The sequence below is a fragment of the Agromyces sp. Leaf222 genome (genome assembly GCF_001421565.1).
In the GTDB taxonomy this organism is placed as follows: Bacteria; Actinomycetota; Actinomycetes; order Actinomycetales; family Microbacteriaceae; genus Agromyces.
In genome coordinates this window covers 152,792-169,171 of record NZ_LMKQ01000004.1, presented here as the reverse complement: position 1 = coordinate 169,171, position 16,380 = coordinate 152,792, and the positions used below count along the sequence as shown (strand labels likewise).

Sequence of the window (16,380 nt, the reverse complement as noted above, 5' to 3'; positions counted from 1 at the left end):
GGATGTCGCATGCGCGCGTGCTGCGCGCCGTGAAAGGAGCACCATGACCCACGCCGACCTCGTCTTCTCCGGCGGCCCCGTCTTCACCGCGACCACGCAGCGAACGCGCGCGAGCGCCGTCGCGGTGACCGGCGGACGCATCGTCGCCGTCGGGCACGACGAGGTGCGCGAGCTCATCGGGCCACGCACCGAGCACGTCGACCTCGCGGGGCGCATGCTCGTGCCCGGCTTCCAGGATGCGCACGTGCACCCGGTGTGGGGCGGGCTCGACCTCATGCGCTGCAACCTCGCCGAGCTCGAGTCGCGCGACGCGTACCTCGCGCAGATTGCCGCGTACGCGGCGGCGAACCCGGAAGCCGAGTGGATCCTCGGCGGCGGCTGGTCGATGTCGGCGTTCCCGGGCGGCACCCCCACGGCGGCCGACCTCGACCTGGTCGTGCCCGACCGCCCGGCGTTCCTGCCGAACCGCGACGGGCACGGCGCCTGGGTGAACTCGACCGCCTTGAGGCTCGCGGGCATCGACCGGGACACGCCCGACCCGAGCGATGGCCGCATCGAACGTGACGCCTCCGGCGCGCCGTCCGGAACCCTGCACGAGGGCGCGATGGGCCTCGTCAACCGGTTGCTGCCCCGCACGAGAGACGAGGAGCTCGAGCGGGCGCTGCTGCTCGGGCAGGAGTACCTGCACTCGTTCGGCATCACCGCGTGGCAGGACGCGATCGTCGGCACGTACGGCGACGCGGGCGACCCCGGCCCCGCCTACGTGCGCGCCGCGGAGTCGGGCAAGCTGACCGGACGCGTCGTGGGCGCGATCTGGTGGGACCGCCTGCGCGGCCTCGAGCAGATCGACGAGCTCGTCGAGAAGCGCGCGCAGTACCGGGCCGGCCGATTCGCCGCGACGAGCATCAAGATCATGCAGGACGGCGTGGCCGAGAACTACACCGCGGCGATGCTCGAGCCGTACTGCGACGGGCACGGCCATTTCACCGACAACTCGGGCATCTCGTTCGTCGACCCCGCCGTGCTGGGGCCGGCCGCCGCTGAGCTCGACGCCCTCGGGTTCCAGCTGCACTTCCACGCCATCGGCGACCGCGCCGTGCGCGAATGCCTCGACGCCGTCGAGCAGGCGATCGCCGCGAACGGCCGCAACGACCACCGGCACCACATCGCGCACATCCAGGTGGTGCACCCCGACGACATCCGCCGGTTCCGCGAGCTCGGCGTCGTGGCGAACATGCAGTCGCTCTGGGCCGCGCTCGAGCCGCAGATGGTCGAACTCACGCTGCCGTTCCTCGGCTCACCGCGCGACGCCTGGCAGTACCCGTTCGGCGACCTCCAGCGCTCCGGCGCGGTGCTCGCGGCCGGCAGCGACTGGTCGGTCTCGACGCCGAACCCGCTCGCGGCGATCCACGTGGCCGTGAACCGGGTCGCCGCGCCCGGGTACGAGGAGGGAGCGTTCGACGTGTTCCTGCCCGAGCAGGCGATCGACCTCGCCACCTCGCTCACCGCCTACACGGCGGGATCGGCGTACGTGAACCACCTCGACGACGTGACCGGCACGATCGAGGTCGGCAAGTACGCCGACCTCGTCGTGCTCGACCGCGACCCGTTCGCCGGGCCGGCGTCGCAGATCGGGGCCACGCGGGTGCTGGCGACCTTCGTCGAGGGCGAGCGCGTGTACGCGGCATCCGACGAGTGATGCAGGGCCAGCGCGTCGATCCTCGCGAGCGCCTGAGCGGAGTCGGGCGGGGACGCTAGGCGGTCGCGGGCACGACCTCGTCGAGCACGCTCGCGCGCGCCGGGATCCAGCCCAGCGAGCGGGCCTTCGCCCCGTCGGCCGACTGGTCGAGCAGCAGCGCGTCGGCGAACGCGGCGCCGAGCCGTTCGCGCGTCGCGTCGGCGGTTTCGGCCGCCACTCCGGAGGCCCCGGATGCCGCGGCCGCCGCCTCGGCGAGCGCGCGCACCCGCTGCGGCGCACCGTCGGAGGCGATCACGCGACCCGCCGCGTCGGCGTGCGTGAGCGCCACGACGTAGAGCTGCGCGAGGTCGTCGACGTGCACGAACGACCAGTGCTGCTCGCCGTCGCCGAGCAGCACGAGCTCGCCCGACGTGGTCACGGGGGCATCGGTCACGAGGCTCAGGAGGCCCTTGCCGTGGCCGTAGACGATGCCGGGCGCCACGATCACCCCGTCGATGCCCGACGCGAGCAGCCGCTCCTCGATCGGCACCCGCCACGCGACGAGCGCGGGCGGCGCGAGGGCGTCGTCGTCGGCGAGCACGCCGTCGCCGTACTCCCACACCCCGCTCGTGAGCACGAAGCGCTTGCCGGTTCCGGCGTACGCCTGCACGGCGGCGTCGACGACGGCCTCGTTGAATGCGGCGGCGTCGGCATCGGGCGCCGCAGCATGGATCGCGCCGTCGGTGTCGGCGAGCACGCGCGCGAACCACGCGACATCCGTCACGTCGCCGATGAGCGGGGTCGCCCCGCGCTCGGCGACGCGTTCGGCCGCCGAGTCGCTGCGGACGAGGGCGAGCACGTCGTGCCCGTCGGCGAGGAGGGCGTCGAGGACGGCGGATCCGATGTAACCGGTCGCACCGGTGAGGAGAATGGTCATGCCGATCACGCTACGGATCGACGTCCGGTATCTTCAACGGAACTTCCCCCGACGAAACCAGGAGTCACACGATGCGCATCTCCGTCACATCCGAAGGTGGATCGCAGGGGCCGGCCACGAGTGCCGGCGCGACCGGCGCGGGGCCGACCGTCGCGGCGGAGATCGGCGCGGCGGAGATCGGCGCGGCGGAGATCGGCGCCGACGAGTGGAGCGTGCTCGCCCCCGACTGCCCGAGCCGCGTCGTGTTCGGCCGCATCGGCGAGCGCTGGACCATGCTCGTGATCCTGGCGCTCGCGCGTGCGGGAACGCTCAGGTTCACGGAGCTGAAGTCTCAGGTCGGGCGCGTGACGCCCAAGGTGCTCACCGAGACCCTGCGGGCGCTCGAGGACGATGGGCTCATCGACCGTCGCGCCTTCCAGGACTCGCCGCCGCGCGTCGAGTACTCCCTCACCCCGCTCGGGGTCTCGCTGCTCGAGCCCATCCAGGCCATGCGGGAGTGGGCCGAGCAGCACGTGCCCGAGGTGCTCGCCTCGCGGGAGCGTGCCGCTTCGGCCTGATCCGTCGGACGCCTCAGCCAGGCGCCTCAGCCAGGCGCCTCAGCCGGCCCGAGCCGCTCGTGGAGGAACGCGAACACGTGCTCGCGCTCCTCGAACGCGCGGTTCGGCGGGTCTTCGCGCACGCCGCGCGTGAGCACGGAATGCGCGCTCCCGGGCGTGCCGTCGGTGCTGTCGCGTCCCGACGGGATGCGCACGATCCGCGCGGCGCGTCCGAGGTGGCGCTCGAGGGCGACGAGTCTCGCGTCGCCCGACGTGCGGTCGCGCGAGAAGCGCAGCCCGAGCACGCACGCCGGCTGGTCGATGCGGGATGCCGCATACTGCTCGAGCTCGCCGGCGGGCACGCCGATGCTCCTCGCCCGCGAGGGGCTCACCGGGAACGGGGCTGCGGGTTGGCTCACGACGGTGGCCGCGATGTCGTCGGTCGTCACCGCCGTCGCGATCGCGAACCCCCCGGTGAAGCACATGCCGACCATGCCGACGCCGCGACCGGGGGTGCGCGCGGCGAGCTCGGCGGCCACGAGGCGGAGGAAGTCGGTCACCGGTCCTCTGAGGTCGAGCGAGAACGCGCGGAACTCCGCCATGACGCAGAGCTTCGCCACGGCCGCGGCCTGGCCGAGCTTGCCCGGCCGTCGCCCCGGAACGCCGAAGAGCGACGGCATCACGACGGTGAACCCCTGTTCGACGAGCAGGTCGCCGAGCGCGATCGTGCCCGGCATGATGCCCGGGATCTCGGGCAGCAGGATGACGCCCGGGCCGTCGCCGCGTTCGAGGCACTCGACCGCCAGCGTGCCGTCGGAGACCATCGTGCGTCGCCACCGGCTGAGCTCGGGCACCGTGTCGACCTCGGTCACTGGCGGCCTCCGCTCGGTCGGGATGCGGCCAGCCTAGGGCGGGCGCCATCCCCCTGACGGACGCCGCTCCGACGGTGCCGCGCCGGCCGCCGTTGGGCTAGCGTGACTCGCGTGACTCGCACCCTGCTCATCATCGACATCCAGAACGACTACTTCCCTGGCGGCGCGCATCCGCTCGTCGGCCCCGAGGCCGCCGCCGCGGCCGCAGCCCGCCTGCTCGCGTCGCACCGCGAGGCGGGCCAGCCGGTCGTGCACGTGCAGCACGTGTGGGATGCCCCGGATGCCGCGTTCTTCGCGCCCGGCACCGCCGGCGTCGAGATCCATCCGCTCGTCGCACCCGCCGAGGGCGAGCCCGTCGTCGTCAAGGCGCACCCGAACTCGTTCCTCGAGACGGACCTCGACGAGCGCCTGCGCGCGGCCGGCGCCGACACCGACGGCGTCGTGATCGTCGGCATGATGTCGAGCATGTGCATCGACGCGACCGTTCGCGCCGCGGCCGACCGCGGCTACTCGGTGACCGTCGCGCACGACGCGTGCGCGGCCCCCGACCTGACGTTCGGCGACGAGGTCGTGCCCGCCGCCCAGGTGCATGCGGCGTTCATGGCCGCCCTCGGCGACAGCTACGCCGAGGTCGTGAGCGTCGACGAGCTGCTCGGCTCGGACACCTCGGCCTGAGGCCGCGTCAGCCGGCCGTGACCGACGGGCCGTAGGCCTCGACGAGGCGGGCGCCGAACGCGGCGAGCCGCCGGCGCACGCCATCGGGCTCGACGACCTCGGCGCCCTCGATCCACGCGCAGAGCCGCCTGGCCAGCGCCTCCTCGCTCGGCGCCGTGACGCGCACGAGCACCCGCCCGGTCGGGTCGGGCGCGACGCCGTCGACGAGCTCGGTTCCCCCGACCCATCCACGGAACTCGTCGAGCACCGCCGCGTCGACCAGCACCGTCGCGGTCGCGCGCGTGCGGGCCCGCCCGACGTCGGCGCTGAGCTCCGCCCACGCCGCATCGAGGTCGAAGCCGACCGGCGGGTCGAACCGCTCGTCGAGCGCCTCGGCGTCCGTCAGGCGATCCACGCGGTAACTGCGCAACGCGGTTGCGGATGTCTCGGGCGCGCGCCCGTGGTCGTCACGGCCGCCCGCGGCTTCCGTCGCCCGCGCCCCTGCACGGCCGCCCGCGGCATCCGGCACCGGCTCGGCGATGAGGTACCACGTGCCGCCCTTGTCGATCAGCCCGAGCGGATGCGCGGTGCGCGAGCGCGCGGGCTTGCCCCAGGCGGCGTAGTCGAACCGCACCGCGCGCCGCTCGAGCACGGCCGCCTGGAGCACGGCGACCGCGGCCGGGCGCACGGCGGACGCGCCCCAGCCGCCGGCCTCGACGATGACGGACTCCGCCGCCGCCTCGGCCTCGGCCCGGAAGGTCTCGGGCAGGGCGCGCATCACCTTGCGGAGCGCCGATCGCGACGCCTCGCTCTCGCCGGCACGCGGGCCGAGGGTCAGGAACAGCGCACGTGCCTCGGATGCCGTGAAACCGCTGAGGTCGGTGCGGCCCTCGCCGAGCAACTGCCAACCGCCGCCGCGACCGGCCTGGGGGTACACGGGGATGCCCGCCGCCGAGAGCGCCTCGAGGTCGCGCCGTGCCGTGGCGACCGAGATCTCGAGCTCTTCGGCGAGCTCGGCCGCAGTGACGCGACCGCGCGCCTGCATGAGGAGGAGGGTGGCCACGAGGCGGTCTGCGCGCATGTCTCCATTCTCCTCAGAAAAGTAGTCAGAAGGTGAGCACTTATCGGGAGCAGTATGGATTCATCAGGGCGGCACCGGGTCGCTCCACACCGAAGGAGTCATCATGCTGCGAGGCATCGCCACCGTCAACTGCTACGTCGAGGACCCCGCCGCCGCGGCCGCCTGGTATGCCGAGGTGCTCGGCATCGAGCCGTACTTCACCCGCTCCGGCCCCGACGGCACGGCCGCCTACGTCGAGTTCCGCATCGGCGACCACCAGCAGGAGCTCGGCTTCATCGACCGTCGCTACAGCCCGGCCGGCCTCACCTCCGGAACCGGCGGCACGATCATCCACTGGCACACCGACGACCTCGAAGGCGCGCTCGCCCGGCTCCTCGAGCTCGGCGCGACCCCGCTGCTGCCGATCACCGAGCACGGCCCCGGCTTCGTCACCGCCTCGGTCATCGACCCGTTCGGCACGGTGCTCGGCGTGATGACGAACACGCACTACCTCGAGATGCTCGGCGCCGAGGCCGCGCCGGCCACGGCCTGAGGCCGTCGTCGCCGTGCCGAACAGCAGAGCGGATGCCGCGTGCCGGCGCCTCGCCCGCGGCATCTCCTGCACTGCGACGGAATCTCCGAACTTCTTCCCGTTCCGAATCCACCGGTCGGCGCGGATCAGCGCGGGTTTCCGCCATCGCGGCAGAAATTCGGCAAGAGTTCTGTTTGCGGCATCCGCTCGCCCGTGTGACCATCGAAAGATGATCACCGCCGATCGCAGCACCCGCCCCGTCGTCGCCGCCTCCCGCGCTGGAGGCCAGGCGGTCGTGGTCGAGCGCACCGGGCGCCCCGAGATCGGCCTCGAGTCCGGCGCCGAGCCGACCACCGAGGTCGACGCGCTCACGCTCGGCCGCCGCATCCGCGAGCGTCGCACCGCACGAGGCATGACGCTCGGCGAGCTCGCCGCCGCCATCGAGCGGGCGCCGTCGCAGGTCAGCGCGATCGAGAACGGCAAGCGCGAGCCGCGCCTGTCGATGCTCCGCACGATCGCCCTCGCCCTCGGCACCACCGCCGACGAGCTGCTGAAGACGGATGCCCCGTCCGAACGCGCGGCGCTCGAGATCGCCGTCGAACGCGCCCAGCGCGGGCCGGTCTTCGCGGCGCTGGGCCTTCCGTCGTTCCGGGTCGCGAAGGGCATGAGCGACCAGACGCTCACGACGATCCTCGCGCTGCACCAGGAGATCGACCGACTGCACCGCGAGCGGGCGGCGACGCCCGAGGAGGCGCGTCGCGCCAACGCCCAGCTGCGCGCCGAGATGCGCGCACGCGACAACTTCTACCCCGAGCTCGAGGCCAAGGCGGCCGAGCTGCTCGAGGCCGTCGGCCACACGGGCGGACCGGTCTCGCACCAGCTCGTCGCCGACATGGCCGGGCACCTCGGCTACTCGCTGCACTATGTGGGCGACCTGCCGCACTCGACCCGGTCGGTGACCGACAAGCGCAACGGGCGCGTCTACCTGCCGACGGCGCAGTCGCCGTCGCGGGACTCCCGCTCGCCGATCCTGCAGGCGCTCGCCTCGCACCTGCTCGGGCACCACGAGCCGCGCGACTATGCCGAGTTCCTGCGGCAGCGCATCGAGACGAACTATCTCACCGCCGCGATCCTCCTGCCCGAGCAGGCGACCGTGCGCTTCCTCACCGAGGCGAAGAACCTGCGCCGCATCTCGATGGAGGACCTCCGCGACGCGTTCGCCGTGTCCTACGAGACCGCCGCGCACCGGTTCACGAACGTCGCGACGGCACGTCTCGACATCCCCGTGCACTTCACGAAGGTGCACGAGTCGGGCACCATCATCAAGGCCTACGAGAACGACCGCGTGCGGTTCCCGTCCGACGCGTTGGGCGCGATCGAGGGCACCACGATGTGCCGCAACTGGACCGCCCGCACGGTGTTCGACGTCGAGGACCGCTTCAGCCCCTGGTACCAGTACACCGACACGTCATCGGGCACGTTCTGGTGCACCTCGCGCATCGAGAAGGCGAAGGAGGGCGAGTACTCGGTCTCGGTCGGCGTGCCGTTCGAGCATGTCAAGTGGTTCCGCGGGCGCGAGACACCGCATCGTGCGGTTTCACGCTGCCCCGACCCGTCGTGCTGCCAGGCGCCGGCCGGGCTCGCAGAGCGGTGGGCGGATGCCTCGTGGCCGGCCGCGCGCACGCCCACCTCGTTGCTCGCAGCGCTGCCGACCGGCACGTTCCCCGGGGTCGACCAGACCGAGGTGTTCCAGTTCCTCGAGGCGCACGCGCCGAGCGCCTGACCTGCCGGCGACCCCCGACCGGTCCGCGCGGCCGGTCCGCGGCACAGCCTGTCCGGAGGCGAGCGGATGTCGAGACAGCGGCCACTGGCGCCGCCCGCGCACGGCGCGGGAGGATGGATCCACACAACCGCATCGGAGTGATACCCCGTGGGAACGACCGTATTCGAACGACGCCGACCCCCGGCATCCGTCGTCGAGCATGCACTGAAGCCGACCCGTCATGCCGTCTTCTGGCTCGAGGACCTGCCCGAGGGCGCCACGGGCGGGCGGCCGAAGCTCGCGGGCACCCGGGTCGCCGACCTCGTGGTCGTCGGCGGCGGCTACACGGGCCTCTGGAGCGCGGTGCTCGCCAAGCGCCGCAACCCGAACGCTCGCGTCGTGCTCATCGAGGCGAAGTCGATCGGCTGGGCCGCTTCCGGCCGCAACGGCGGGTTCTGCGAGGCGAGCCTCACGCACGGCCACGAGAACGGCATGTCGCGCTGGCCCGACGAGATGCCCACCCTCACGCGCCTCGGACTCGAGAACCTCGACGCGATCGAGGCGTCGGAGGCCGAGCTCGGCATCGACTTCCACTTCGAGCGCACGGGGCAGCTGGCTCCGGCGATCGAGGAGCACCAGGTCGAGTGGTTGCGCGAGATGCACGCCGACGCGGTCGCCGAGGGCGACGACAGTGTCGTGTTCCTCGACGAGCGCGAGGTGCAGGCCTCCGTCGCCTCGCCGACCTACCTCGCCGGCGTGTGGGAGAAGCGCACGAACGGCATGCTGCACCCCGCGAGGCTCGCGTCCGAGCTCGCCCGCGTGGCCGAGGAGCTCGGTGTCGAGGTCTTCGAGCACTCCCCCGTGCAGCGCCTCGAGACGCCGGGCTCGACGGGCGCCGTCTCCGTGATCACCGAGGGCGGCCGCGTCGACGCCACGCACGCAGTGCTGGCCACGAACGTGTTCCCGTCGCTGCTCAAGCGCAACCGGCTCATGACCGTGCCGGTCTACGACTACGTGCTCATGACCGAGCCGCTCTCGCCGCAGCAGCTGGCCGACATCGGCTGGAACGACCGCCAGGGCATCGGCGACATGGCGAACCAGTTCCACTACTACCGCCTCTCGAAGGACAACCGCATCCTGTTCGGCGGGTACGACGCGATCTACCACTACGGGCGACGGGTGCGCAGCAGCTACGAGCGACGCCCCGAGACGTGGCAGACGCTCGCGAGCCACTTCTTCACGACGTTCCCACAGCTCGAGGGGCTGCAGTTCAGCCACCAGTGGGCGGGCGCGATCGACACGAGCACGCAGTTCACGGCGTTCTTCGGCACGGCCCGCGACCACCGGGTGGCCTACGCCGCCGGGTTCACCGGGCTCGGCGTCGGGTCGACCCGCTTCGCCGCGGAGACGATGCTCGACCTGCTCGAGCGCCGCGAGAACGAGCGCACGCAGCTGGCGATGGTGCGCAAGCGGCCGCTGCCGTTCCCGCCCGAGCCCGCCGCCTCGATCGGCATCAATGCGACCCGCTGGTCGCTCGATCGGGCCGACCACGACGGCGGCCGTCGCAACCTGCTCCTGAAGACCCTCGACGCCCTCGGATTGGGGTTCGACTCATGACGCCGACCGACCGCCTCGATGCCGCGACGGTGACGGATGCCGCGACGGCCCTGCTGCCGCATGAACCCGTCTCGGCCGATCAACTCGTCGAGGGCTCCCCGGCCACCGGCCACCTGGTGCTCGACCGGTCACGTGACGATGCCCGCACGGTCGGCGTCTGGGAGATGACGCCCGGCGCGATGCGCGACATCGAGGCCGACGAGGTGTTCGTGGTGCTCGCGGGTGACGCGACGGTCGACTTCGAGTCGCCCGAGCTGCCGTCGATCGAGCTGGCGCCGGGTTCGGTCGTGCGGCTCGAGGCCGGCATGCGCACCGTGTGGACGGTGCGCGAGACGCTGCGCAAGGTCTACGTCGCGCCGTAACCTTGCTGCGCAAGGTCTACGTCGCGCCGTAACCTCCTCAGGAGGCCGACAGCAACCGCCTCGACCGGTTTCGTCGAACATCAGCTCGCATCGACGCGACGCGCACGGCTGCCCGCCTACGCAGCGACGGCGCCCTCGGCATCCGTCGTCGGCGTCGCCGGTTCGATGCGGAACGTGGTGCCGAACCGCTCGAGCAACTCGTCGCCGCCCGCGACGACCGTCAGCCCGCGCTCACCCTCGGGCGCGCCCGACAGCAGGCCGGGCAGGGCGCCCGGCTCCACGAGGAGTTCGAGCACGCCCGACGGCACGGGCTCCAGCGCTGAGCGGCGGCGGGGCTGCGGCAGCGCTCCGGCACCGACGGGCACGACGTCGAGTGTTCGGCCGACGACGATCGCCGACAGGGAGACGGGGCCCACGTGCAGTACGTACTCGGTCGGCGGGAGGGCGGCCGCGGCATCCGCTCGGAACGCGGCGCGCAGCGCGAAGGCGAGGGAGTCGGCGCTGACCGTCTCGTCGTCGCCGGGTGCGCCGAGCACGCTCCACCCCCAGCGCTCGAGGGCCGTGATGACGGGCTCGAGGTCGCGGCCGAGCGGGGTGAGCTCGTAGCCGCCGCGAACGGTCGGCACACGCCGGAGCACCCCGGCCTCCTGCAACTCCTTGAGCCGGTCGCTCAGGATGTTGGTGGGGATCCGGGGCAGTCCGGCCTTCAGGTCGCCGTAGCGTCGGGGGCCGACGAGCAGGTCGCGAACGATGAGCAATGCCCATCGGTCGCCGACCCGCTCGAGCGCCCTCGCCGCTCCGCCGTACTGGCCGTATCCGCGCGCGCCGCGTGTCGCCATGCGGTGGCGGCTACGCCGTCGCGGCCGACGGCTGATCAGCCCCCTGCTCGGCCAGGTAGGCGTCGGGGCCCTGCTCGGCGGCCGCCTGCTCCATGAACAGGAACGAGAGGTTGTTGCCGTCGGGGTCGTCGAGGTCGCGCGAGTACATGAAGCCGAGGTCCTGGGCGGGGCGGGGCTCGCTGCCACCGGCGGAGAGGCCCTTGGCGAGCACCTCGTCGACCTCGTCGCGCGAGTCGCGGCTCAGGGCGATCGACATCTGCGCGTGCGTCTTCGGGTCGATGATCTGCTTGTCGGTGAAGGTGGCGAGGTACTCGCGCTTCAGCACCATGAAGTAGATCGTGTCGCTGAGCACGACGCACGCGGCGTTCTCGTCGGTGAAGTCGGGATTGATGCGGAACCCGAGCGCCTCGTAGAACGCCTTCGCGCGATCGAGGTCGGTGGTGGGAAAGTTCACGAAGATGCTGGTCGCGGTCATGATCTCCTCCTCAGGAGCGTCGTCTGGGGTGTTCGTACGACCCAGCTTGCTCTTTGCAAGTGCACTTGTCAATAGCAAGTGAAGGTGGTTTCGGATGCCGCGGCCCGGCGTCACGGCATGGCATGCGGATGCCGCGGGCGGGCGGCCTAGCGCGCGGCGCTCCGCCGCACGAGCAGCGCGAGGTGCAGGGCCGTCAGCACCTCGCCGTCGTCGAGATCGACCCCGAGCAGGTCGCCGATGAGCGCGAGCCGCTGGTAGAAGACCGACCGCGACAGGTGCGACGCCCCGGCCGCGGCCGTGCGGTTGCCCGGGTGCGCGAGCATCGCGCCGAGCACGCTCAGCAGGTCGCCGTCGCGAGCCAGGTCGTACTCGATGAGCGGCGCGAGCATGCGCTCGCTGTGCTGCAGCAGTCGGTGGTCGTCGCGGAGCGAGGTGACCAGCCTGATGAGCGGGCGGTCGTCGGCGCGACGCACGACGAGCCCGCGCGCACCTCGGGCGCGGGGGCCACGCGCCAGGTCGGCGGCCTCCTGCACCGAGCCCAGCGCGCCCTCGAGACCTGCCCCGGCCGCGCCGATCGAGAGCACGAGCCGGTCGGCGGCCGACGTGTCGCCCCCGACGAGCGCCAGGCCGAACGCCTGCACCTGCGCATCGCTGACCGCCTTCGGCACCGAGAGCAGCACGATCCGTGCGCCGCCCGGAGCGCCGGCGGCGTTCGCGGCACCGTCGATCGCGCGCCCGGCGAGCGCCCGCGCCGCGACATCCGCCGCCCCGGCAGCGACCGGAGCGCCCGTGGCGACGATGCCGTACAGCACCGCGCCGTCGACCGGCAGGCCCGCCGCCTCGACCCGGGCCGAGGCACCGGCCACCCCGGCGAACCGCCCGGCGAGCAGGCCGTCGACCAGGCGCTGGCGACCGATGCGCGTCCACTCGTCGCTCGAGCCGTCGGCGAGGCGTCCGAGCGCGAGCGCGATCGCGCCCTGCTCGAGCACGCTCGTGCGACCCGCGGCGTGCGCCGGCCCCGGCAACGCGATGAGGTGCCCCCAGCGCGTGCCCCGCGCCTCGACGGGCACGATGAGCCACGCGTCGGGCGAGCCGGGCGGCGGCACCGGCACGGACGCCGGGGCGGCCCCAGCACCCGCCCGGCCTCGCTGCCGCGCCTGCTCGACGCGGCGGTGCTCGAGCCTCGAGCGCGCCTCCCAGTTGGTGAAGAGCGTCTCCTCGATCGAGGGCGGCACCTCGGCCGCGACGACCTCGTGCGCGAGGTTCTCGAGCACCACGGCCGAACCGAGCGTCTGGGCCAGCTGGTGCACGATGAAGTCCGCGGGCGAGCCCCGCAGGCTCAGCGCGGTGAACCGCTCGCGCACCTCGTCGCGAGCCCTGAGGGCGGCCGTCTGCTCGGAGATGATGCGGTTGTGCACGGCCTCGGTGAGCGCGACGAACTTCACCTCGCGGTGCAGCACCACGAGCGCGAGGCCGTGCTCGCGCGCGGACTGCTCGACGACGGCCGGCACGTACCGGTAGTGCACGCCGAGCTCGAGCACGAGACCCGACAGCCCCGCCTCGACGAGGCCCGCGATGAACGCGTCGAGGTCGGCCGGCTCGGTGGGCCAGCCCGACCCGGTCGAGAGCAGCAGCTCGCCGCCGTCGAGCAGCCGTGCGACCCCGCCGCTGTCGGAGACGTGCACCCAGCGCACCCGCGCGTCGAGCAGCTCGTCGGCCGCGAGCACCTCGGGGAGGCCGTTCGCGACAGCCTCGAGCGAGAGGATCTCGCGCACGGTCGGGAGGCCGTCACCGAGGCGCATGCCGGTCGGACGATCCGTCTGGATCGTTCGGTCTTCGCGACGTTCTGACATCGGCGCACCCTCACACCCTCTGAAAAACTTGGAGCAGTCAGCCTAACCGACGACCGGGCGGAATGTCCGGGCCGAGCGCCGCACTGCGGCCGCGGCATCCGTCACTCCACACGAAGGAACCGCCCATGAGCATCACCGAGACCGCCTCGTCGCCCGCATCGACGTCTGGAGCGCCCGTCATCGGGCACTGGGTCGACGGCGCGCACCGCGCCTCGACGTCCGGGCGCACGGCCCCGGTGTACAACCCCGCGACGGGCGCCGTGCAGGCCGAGGTCGCGCTGGCCGACCAGGCCGAGATCGACGCGGCGATCGCCTCGGCGCACGCCGGATTCCTCGAGTGGAGCGGCTTCTCGATCGCGAAGCGGCAGACCGTGCTGTTCGCGTTCCGCGAGCTCCTGAACTCGCGCAAGGGCGAGCTGGCCGCCATCATCACGGCCGAGCACGGCAAGGTCGTCTCCGACGCCATGGGCGAGATCCTCCGCGGCCAGGAGGTCGTCGAGCTCGCCACCGGCTTCCCGCACCTGATCAAGGGCGCCTACTCCGAGAACGCCTCGTCGGGCGTCGACGTCTACTCGGTGAAGCAGCCGCTCGGCGTGGTCGGCATCATCAGCCCGTTCAACTTCCCGGCGATGGTGCCGATGTGGTTCTTCCCCATCGCGATCGCCGCCGGCAACGCCGTCGTGCTGAAGCCGAGCGAGAAGGATCCGTCGGCCGCGCTCTGGCTCGCCGAGCTCTGGAAGGAGGCCGGCCTGCCCGACGGCGTCTTCACCGTGCTGCAGGGCGACAAGCTCGCCGTCGACGGCCTGCTCACGAGCCCGCTCGTGCAGTCGATCTCGTTCGTCGGCTCGACGCCGATCGCGCAGTACATCTACGAGACCGCCTCGAAGCACGGCAAGCGCGTCCAGGCGCTCGGAGGGGCCAAGAACCACATGCTGGTGCTGCCCGACGCCGACCTCGACCTCGTCGCCGACCAGGCCGTCAACGCCGGCTACGGCGCCGCGGGCGAGCGCTGCATGGCGATCTCGGTCGTGCTGGCCGTCGAGCCCGTCGCCGACGAGCTCATCGCCAAGATCGCCGAGCGCATCGCGAGGCTGAAGATCGGCAACGGCGCGGGCATCGACGCCGGTGACGGCAAGCTCCGTGAGCCCGACATGGGCCCGCTGATCACCGACGTGCACCGCGACAAGGTCGCCTCCTACGTCGACATCGCCGAGGCCGACGGCGCGACGGTCGTCGTCGACGGTCGCGGCCTCACGGTCGAGGGCCACGAGGACGGCTTCTTCTTCGGCCCGACCCTGCTCGACCGCGTGCCCACCACGTCGCGCGCGTATACCGAGGAGATCTTCGGCCCGGTGCTCTCGATCGTGCGCGTCGAGTCGTACGACGAGGGCCTCGACCTCATCAACTCCGGCCAGTTCGGCAACGGCACGGCCATCTTCACGAACGACGGCGGCGCCGCCCGCCGCTTCCAGAACGAGGTGCAGGTCGGCATGATCGGCATCAACGTGCCGATCCCCGTGCCGGTCGCCTACCACTCGTTCGGTGGATGGAAGCAGTCGCTCTTCGGCGACGCGAAGGCCTACGGCGTGCACGGCTTCGACTTCTTCACCCGTGAGAAGGCCATCACCAGCCGCTGGCTCGACCCGGCCACGCGCGGCGACTCGGCGCACACGGGCATCAACCTCGGCTTCCCCCAGAACCACTGAGCCCGAGAACCACTGAGTCCCAGATCCACGAGTCCCAGAACCTGAGCGAGGCGACCGACATGACCGACACCCTCATCCCTGAAACGCAGACCCAGACGGCGGATGCCGCGACGGCGAGCTTCGTCGACCGCGCCGGCGCGCGGCATCCGCTGCCCGACACCGCGGCCGAGGCGCAGGTTCGCGCCGACGACCGTGCCCACGTGTTCCACTCCTGGAGCGCGCAGGCGCTCATCGACCCGCTGCCGATCGCCGCGGGCGAGGCCTCGACGTTCTGGGACTACCAGGGCAACGCGTACCTCGACTTCAGCTCGCAGCTCGTGAACCTGAACCTGGGCCACCAGCACCCCGACCTCGTCGCGGCGATCCAGCAGCAGGCGGGGCGCCTCGCCACGATCCAGCCGTCGATGGCGAACGACGTGCGAGGCGAGCTGGCCCGTCGCATCGCCGAGGTGGCCCCCGGCGACCTCGACAAGGTGTTCTTCACGAACGGCGGCGCCGACGCCAACGAGTACGCGGTGCGCATGGCGCGTGCCGTGACGGGCCGCCGCAAGGTGCTCTCGATGTACCGCAGCTACCACGGCGGCACCGCGACGGCGATCTCGCTCACGGGCGACCCCCGCCGCTGGGCGAACGAGCCGTCCGACGGGTCCGTCGCCCACTTCATGGGCCCGTACGCGTACCGCTCGTCGTTCCACGCAGACAGCCCCGAGCAGGAGGCCGAGCGTGCCCTCGCCCATCTCGAGCAGGTCATCACGCTCGAGGGCGCGAACACGATCGCGGCGATCATCCTCGAGACGATCGTCGGCACGAACGGCGTGCTGGTTCCGCCGCCCGGCTACCTCGAGGGTGTGCGCGCCCTGGCCGACAAGTACGGCATCGTCTACATCGCCGACGAGGTCATGGTCGGCTTCGGCCGGGTGGGCGAGTGGTTCGCCGTGAACCACTTCGGCGTCACCCCCGACCTCATCACCTTCGCGAAGGGCGTGAACTCGGGCTACGCGCCCCTCGGTGGCGTCGTGATCTCCAAGCGCATCGCCGAGCACTTCGACACGGTCGCGTTCGCCGGCGGCCTGACGTACTCGGGCCACCCGCTCGCGTGCGCACCGGGTGTCGCCACGTTCGAGGTGTTCGAGCGCGACGGCATCCTCGAACGCGTGCGCGACCTCGGTTCGCGGGTGGTCGAGCCGCGCCTGCGCGAGATCGCCGCGAAGCACCCGAGTGTCGGCGAGGTGCGCGGGCTCGGCCTGTTCTGGGCGATCGAGCTCGTGAAGGACCCGGCCACGCGCGAGCCGCTCGTCCCCTTCAACGCCGGTGGAGCGGATGCCGCGCCGATGGGCGCCGTCGCCGCGGCCTGCAAGCAGGCCGGCCTCTGGCCGTTCGTGCACTTCAACCGCCTGCACGTGGCCCCGCCGCTCGTGATCACCGAGGAGGAGCTGCGGCGCGGACTCGACATCATCGACGAGGCGCTCACCGTCGCCGACACCTACGTCGTCTGAC

General features: G+C 72.3%; 15 protein-coding genes. 9 read left to right on the top strand and 6 right to left on the bottom strand.

What is annotated here, in order from left to right:
- Positions 1-43 precede the first annotated feature (43 nt).
- The gene (locus tag ASE68_RS19340) at positions 44-1,699 is read left to right on the top strand and encodes an amidohydrolase (protein WP_055863285.1); all 1,656 of its coding nucleotides are present in this window, start codon (positions 44-46) and stop codon (positions 1,697-1,699) included.
- A 55-nt stretch (positions 1,700-1,754) separates the two neighbouring features.
- On the opposite strand, the gene ASE68_RS19335 is transcribed toward ASE68_RS19340, so the two are convergent.
- On the bottom strand, positions 1,755-2,615 hold the full coding sequence (locus ASE68_RS19335) for an NAD-dependent epimerase/dehydratase family protein (protein ID WP_055863454.1): 861 nt from the start codon (positions 2,613-2,615) through the stop codon (positions 1,755-1,757).
- 71 nt (positions 2,616-2,686) lie between these two features.
- Here ASE68_RS19335 and ASE68_RS19330 point away from each other — a divergent pair, with 71 nt between their 5' ends.
- Positions 2,687-3,172: a helix-turn-helix domain-containing protein gene (locus ASE68_RS19330; RefSeq protein WP_082462538.1), complete on the top strand. Its 486-nt coding sequence runs from the start codon at positions 2,687-2,689 to the stop codon at positions 3,170-3,172.
- 26 nt (positions 3,173-3,198) lie between these two features.
- Here the strand turns inward: ASE68_RS19330 and ASE68_RS19325 are convergent, their stop codons facing one another.
- Positions 3,199-4,023: a dienelactone hydrolase family protein gene (locus tag ASE68_RS19325; RefSeq protein WP_200921799.1), complete on the bottom strand. Its 825-nt coding sequence runs from the start codon at positions 4,021-4,023 to the stop codon at positions 3,199-3,201.
- 111 nt (positions 4,024-4,134) lie between these two features.
- On the opposite strand from ASE68_RS19325, the gene ASE68_RS19320 reads away from it, so the two are divergent.
- Positions 4,135-4,698 carry a cysteine hydrolase family protein gene (locus ASE68_RS19320; RefSeq protein WP_055863448.1) on the top strand — a complete coding sequence of 188 codons (564 nt, stop codon included), beginning with the start codon at positions 4,135-4,137 and terminating at the stop codon, positions 4,696-4,698.
- Positions 4,699-4,705: 7 nt separating this feature from the next.
- On the opposite strand, the gene ASE68_RS19315 is transcribed toward ASE68_RS19320, so the two are convergent.
- Entirely contained in the window at positions 4,706-5,758 is a 1,053-nt protein-coding gene (locus ASE68_RS19315) for a YafY family protein (protein WP_055863283.1), read from the bottom strand.
- 103 nt (positions 5,759-5,861) lie between these two features.
- Here ASE68_RS19315 and ASE68_RS19310 point away from each other — a divergent pair, with 103 nt between their 5' ends.
- From ASE68_RS19310 to ASE68_RS19295, 4 genes are all read left to right on the top strand, one after another.
- Positions 5,862-6,290, top strand: a complete 429-nt coding sequence (locus ASE68_RS19310) for a VOC family protein (RefSeq protein ID WP_055863281.1) — start codon at positions 5,862-5,864, stop codon at positions 6,288-6,290.
- A 208-nt stretch (positions 6,291-6,498) separates the two neighbouring features.
- A complete protein-coding gene (locus ASE68_RS19305; protein WP_082462537.1) occupies positions 6,499-8,052 on the top strand; it encodes a helix-turn-helix transcriptional regulator in 1,554 nt (517 codons plus the stop codon).
- A gap of 147 nt (positions 8,053-8,199) precedes the next feature.
- Positions 8,200-9,648: an FAD-binding oxidoreductase gene (locus ASE68_RS19300; RefSeq protein ID WP_055863279.1), complete on the top strand. Its 1,449-nt coding sequence runs from the start codon at positions 8,200-8,202 to the stop codon at positions 9,646-9,648.
- On the top strand, positions 9,645-10,010 hold the full coding sequence (locus ASE68_RS19295) for a cupin domain-containing protein (protein ID WP_055863277.1): 366 nt from the start codon (positions 9,645-9,647) through the stop codon (positions 10,008-10,010). The genes ASE68_RS19300 and ASE68_RS19295 overlap by 4 nt, the downstream gene beginning before the upstream one ends.
- A gap of 116 nt (positions 10,011-10,126) precedes the next feature.
- On the opposite strand, the gene ASE68_RS19290 is transcribed toward ASE68_RS19295, so the two are convergent.
- From ASE68_RS19290 to ASE68_RS19280, 3 genes are all read right to left on the bottom strand, one after another.
- A complete protein-coding gene (locus ASE68_RS19290; RefSeq protein ID WP_055863274.1) occupies positions 10,127-10,849 on the bottom strand; it encodes a helix-turn-helix domain-containing protein in 723 nt (240 codons plus the stop codon).
- 10 nt (positions 10,850-10,859) lie between these two features.
- On the bottom strand, positions 10,860-11,324 hold the full coding sequence (locus tag ASE68_RS19285) for a VOC family protein (RefSeq protein ID WP_055863272.1): 465 nt from the start codon (positions 11,322-11,324) through the stop codon (positions 10,860-10,862).
- 146 nt (positions 11,325-11,470) lie between these two features.
- Entirely contained in the window at positions 11,471-13,177 is a 1,707-nt protein-coding gene (locus tag ASE68_RS19280; protein WP_235481305.1) for a PucR family transcriptional regulator, read from the bottom strand.
- 125 nt (positions 13,178-13,302) lie between these two features.
- On the opposite strand from ASE68_RS19280, the gene ASE68_RS19275 reads away from it, so the two are divergent.
- On the top strand, positions 13,303-14,883 hold the full coding sequence (locus tag ASE68_RS19275) for a CoA-acylating methylmalonate-semialdehyde dehydrogenase (protein ID WP_055863271.1): 1,581 nt from the start codon (positions 13,303-13,305) through the stop codon (positions 14,881-14,883).
- 59 nt (positions 14,884-14,942) lie between these two features.
- Positions 14,943-16,379 (top strand): aspartate aminotransferase family protein, encoded by a 1,437-nt coding sequence (locus tag ASE68_RS19270; RefSeq protein ID WP_157421774.1) that lies wholly within the window; start codon positions 14,943-14,945, stop codon positions 16,377-16,379.
- Position 16,380 lies beyond the last annotated feature (1 nt).